The 3,894-nt window shown below is 39.8% G+C and carries 5 protein-coding genes and 1 pseudogene; all 6 read left to right on the forward strand.

From position 1 onward, the window contains the following. The first annotated feature begins 47 nt into the window (after positions 1 to 47). Positions 48 to 323, forward strand: coding sequence for a metal/formaldehyde-sensitive transcriptional repressor (locus GBN19_RS15005; protein WP_001133624.1), 276 nt, complete (start codon positions 48 to 50; stop codon positions 321 to 323). Between the two features lie 21 nt (positions 324 to 344). Next, on the forward strand, positions 345 to 1,457 hold the full coding sequence (locus tag GBN19_RS15010) for an S-(hydroxymethyl)glutathione dehydrogenase/class III alcohol dehydrogenase (protein ID WP_087545647.1): 1,113 nt from the start codon (positions 345 to 347) through the stop codon (positions 1,455 to 1,457). Between the two features lie 228 nt (positions 1,458 to 1,685). Beyond that, positions 1,686 to 2,516: an S-formylglutathione hydrolase gene (gene fghA / locus GBN19_RS15015; RefSeq protein ID WP_000402510.1), complete on the forward strand. Its 831-nt coding sequence runs from the start codon at positions 1,686 to 1,688 to the stop codon at positions 2,514 to 2,516. Positions 2,517 to 2,756: 240 nt separating this feature from the next. Beyond that, positions 2,757 to 3,059, forward strand: coding sequence for a putative quinol monooxygenase (locus tag GBN19_RS15020; protein WP_151711045.1), 303 nt, complete (start codon positions 2,757 to 2,759; stop codon positions 3,057 to 3,059). Between the two features lie 324 nt (positions 3,060 to 3,383). Beyond that, entirely contained in the window at positions 3,384 to 3,512 is a 129-nt protein-coding gene (locus GBN19_RS16280; protein WP_266095392.1) for a hypothetical protein, read from the forward strand. Continuing rightward, a pseudogene (locus GBN19_RS15025) lies at positions 3,484 to 3,822 on the forward strand (transposase); the annotation flags it as partial. The gene GBN19_RS16280 and the pseudogene GBN19_RS15025, both read left to right, overlap by 29 nt. Positions 3,823 to 3,894: the final 72 nt, after the last annotated feature.

Here is a 3,894-nt window from a genome sequence, read left to right on the forward strand (position 1 = left end):
ATACTATGGGGTACTATAGTATTAATGCTAGCAAGTAAGGAGGTCTGATGCCTAATCAGGTTGAAGACAAAAAAAAGATTCTTCTACGCGTCAGAAAGATCAAAGGTCAGACGCAAGCGATTGAAAAAGCGTTAGAAGACAATGTGGAATGTGGTGCAATTCTGCAACAAATATGCTCTGTGCGTGGTGCTATTAATGGTTTAATGAATGAGATGTTAGAGGTTCATTTAAAGGACACTTTAGTATCAGGTGAAACCACAGAACAACAACGAAAAGAAGAACTGGCTGAAATCGCCAAGATTCTAAAATCATATTTAAAATAGATCTGTATAAGGAATTATTCCATGAAGTCACGTGCTGCTGTTGCGTTTGGTCCTGGTCAACCTCTTCAAATTGTTGAAGTTGATGTTGCACCACCAAAGAAAGGTGAAGTATTAATCAAGATCTCCCATACTGGTGTGTGTCATACAGATGCATTTACTTTGTCTGGCGATGATCCTGAAGGTGTTTTTCCGGCTATTCTCGGGCATGAAGGTGCTGGTGTTGTCGTTGAGGTGGGTGAAGGCGTGACTAGCGTCAAACCAGGTGATCATGTAATTCCACTTTACACCGCTGAATGTGGCGAGTGCGTATTCTGTAAATCTGGAAAATCTAACTTGTGTATTTCCGTTCGCGAAACTCAAGGTAGAGGCGTAATGCCAGATGGCACCACTCGTTTTTCCTACAATGGTCAACCGATTTACCACTATATGGGCTGCTCAACGTTCAGTGAATACACGGTAGTGGCAGAAGTATCATTGGCTAAAATCAATCCTGAAGCCAATCACGAACATGTCTGCTTACTAGGTTGTGGTGTCACAACGGGTATCGGTGCAGTACACAACACGGCTAAAGTACAAGAAGGTGATAGTGTTGCGGTCTTTGGTTTAGGTGGTATTGGTCTGGCAGTCGTACAAGCCGCACGTCAAGCTAAAGCAGGACGTATTATTGTGGTTGACACGAATCCAGATAAATTTGCGCTGGCAAAAGAGTTTGGTGCAACGGACTTCTTGAATCCTAAAGACTACGATAAACCAATCCAGCAAGTCATTGTAGAAATGACTGGCTGGGGTGTAGATCATTCATTTGAATGTATTGGTAACGTGAATGTAATGCGTGCAGCCCTTGAAAGTGCACACCGTGGCTGGGGACAATCCGTAATTATTGGTGTAGCTGGCGCAGGTCAGGAAATCTCTACCCGTCCATTCCAACTGGTTACTGGTCGTAAATGGCTAGGTTCTGCCTTTGGTGGTGTAAAAGGTCGTACGCAACTTCCAGGAATGGTTGAAGATGCCATGAAAGGTAAAATTCAATTAGAACCATTTGTGACACATACGATGGGCTTGGATCAGATCAATGAAGCCTTTGATCTAATGCATGAAGGTAAGTCAATTCGTACTGTAATTCATTACGAATAATTGCGTCAGACCTTATACTTTTCCATGCATGTGCATCATGAATGACATGCATGGAATCCTCTAAAACGGCACATCATCTGTAAAACCGATCTATCTGTGTAGGCATCGTGTATAGGTTCAATAAACCTGCCTACATTTTAAATCTTTATCACTATTCTCTGTGGAGAATATAAGACTCTTTGTTTACTTGATTTCTCATGAAGTCTTGCTCAACATAGGTAATTGATTATGGAAATAATTGAGAAGCATGCTTCTTTTGGTGGATCGCAAGAAGTGTATCGCCATCAGTCAATAGCATTAAACTGTTCAATGAAATTCTCAATATATCTGCCACCTCATGACAAAGATGAGCGGTTGCCAGTGTTATATTGGTTATCAGGATTGACTTGCAACGAACAGAACTTTATTACTAAAGCCGGAGCACAAAAGTATGCGGCTGAACATAAAGTCATTATTGTTGCACCAGATACCAGCCCACGTGGAGAGGATGTACCAGATCATGCAGATTATGATTTAGGCCAAGGCGCAGGATTCTATGTGAATGCAACACAAGCACCCTGGTCGCAGCATTTCAAAATGTATGATTATATTGTGGAAGAGCTCAGAAATCTGATTGACCTGAATTTTCCGACCAATCAAGTCCAAAGCATTATGGGGCATAGCATGGGGGGTCATGGTGCATTAGTCATTGGGTTAAAAAATCCTGAGCTGTATAAAAGTATTTCTGCTTTTGCACCAATTGTTGCACCTAGCCAAGTACCTTGGGGGAAAAAGGCTTTTACACACTACCTAGGTGAAACCGAAACTTTATGGAAAAGCTATGATGCGATTGAATTAATCAAAAACGCTGAAGTTCATTTACCTATTTTAGTCGACCAGGGAACAGCTGATGATTTTCTTGAAGAACAGTTAAGGCCTAAGCTTCTTAGTGATATTTGTTTGGAACAAGAATATCCTCTGACACTTAACCTAAGAGAAGGCTATGACCATAGCTATTACTTCATTGCGAGCTTTATAGAGAAACATATAGAGTTTCACAGCAAATTCCTAGCTAAATAACTTTCATAGTTATAAGGATGTACATGTTGTTCTTGAATGCTTCTTGAGCAATATTTTTTGATTCAAATGTTAATGATATTAACTTTAATAAATTCATAGCATTATGCCGAAATAAACATCCAAATTTTGGCTCTGCTATGGAAAATTGTTTTTAACCTTTGTACAACAAAACTTTCTGATATGCATACATTAGTAATGTCAGAATCAGTTTGAATTCTAATCAATTGTGGAGTTTTAGTCATGCTTAAAACAGCTTTATATGTCCGTCTTGAAGCTAAACCAGGTAAAGAAGACGAAGTGGAAGCTTTCCTTAAAAGTGGTTTACCTATTGTAATGGAAGAACCTGCGACAGTTGCGTGGTTTGGCCTACGTCTTGGACCTACAACATTTGGTATTTTTGATGCATTTCCTGATGAGGCGGGTCGCCAAGCACATTTATCTGGCAAGGTTGCAGCTGCGTTGATGGCTCAGGCCGAAGAGCTATTTTCAGAGCCACCGTCTATTGAAAAAGTAGATGTTTTGGCGAGTAAACTACCAGCTTAAACCGACGCTTAAATGTATGAGTGTGCTGCCTGAAATTTTGAATGAAAGGCAGCACTTCAACCCTGTGAGGTTTGTCAGAGGCTTTTTATTCAAGTTGGGCTACTTTATTTATTGGCTTAATCTCATCATTTAAATGGATCAATATCCAAAACAGGGCAGGGTAAATAAACGAATGCACCCATGTACATGCTTTATATTGAACCAATCTATCTAATTTACTGTCGCATTTGTACATCTGATGTGGGTCTAGGATTTTAGACCATGCCTATAAGTGATAATCTACTCCCCAATAAGCATGGGAAATGCTTGTTTTTGGAATCAACCATGACACGAAGAAAACGTCGTAATCATTCAGCAGAGTTTAAAGTTAAAGTTGCTCTCGCAGCAATTAAAGGCGACCACACACTCGCTGAACTTTCTACTCAATTCGATTGTGAAATATGGTTGTCCTGAGGTGTTTAATACAGACCAAGGCAGTCAATTCACAAGCGAGGCATTTTTGAATGAGTTAAAATTGCGAAATATCCGTATCAGTATGGATGGGAAAGGACGATGGATGGATAATGTGATGATTGAGCGTTTATGGCGCAGCGTGAAGCATGAGGAAGTCTATTTGAAGGCTTACGATACAGTTAAACAAGCGAAACAATCCATTGCGGAATATTTGGATTTTTATAACATGATACGTCCTCATTCAAGTTTGAATAAGGCCACACCGAATGAATTTTATGATCAACATTTACTAAAAGTAATGGCAGCATAATTTAAATATTTAGAGCGGATTTATCACTTATAAAACTGAATTGAGTGGTCTAATTAACGGAACCACATTAAT

This window comes from Acinetobacter brisouii, from assembly GCF_008993995.1.
Lineage (GTDB): Bacteria > Pseudomonadota > Gammaproteobacteria > Pseudomonadales > Moraxellaceae > Acinetobacter > Acinetobacter brisouii_A.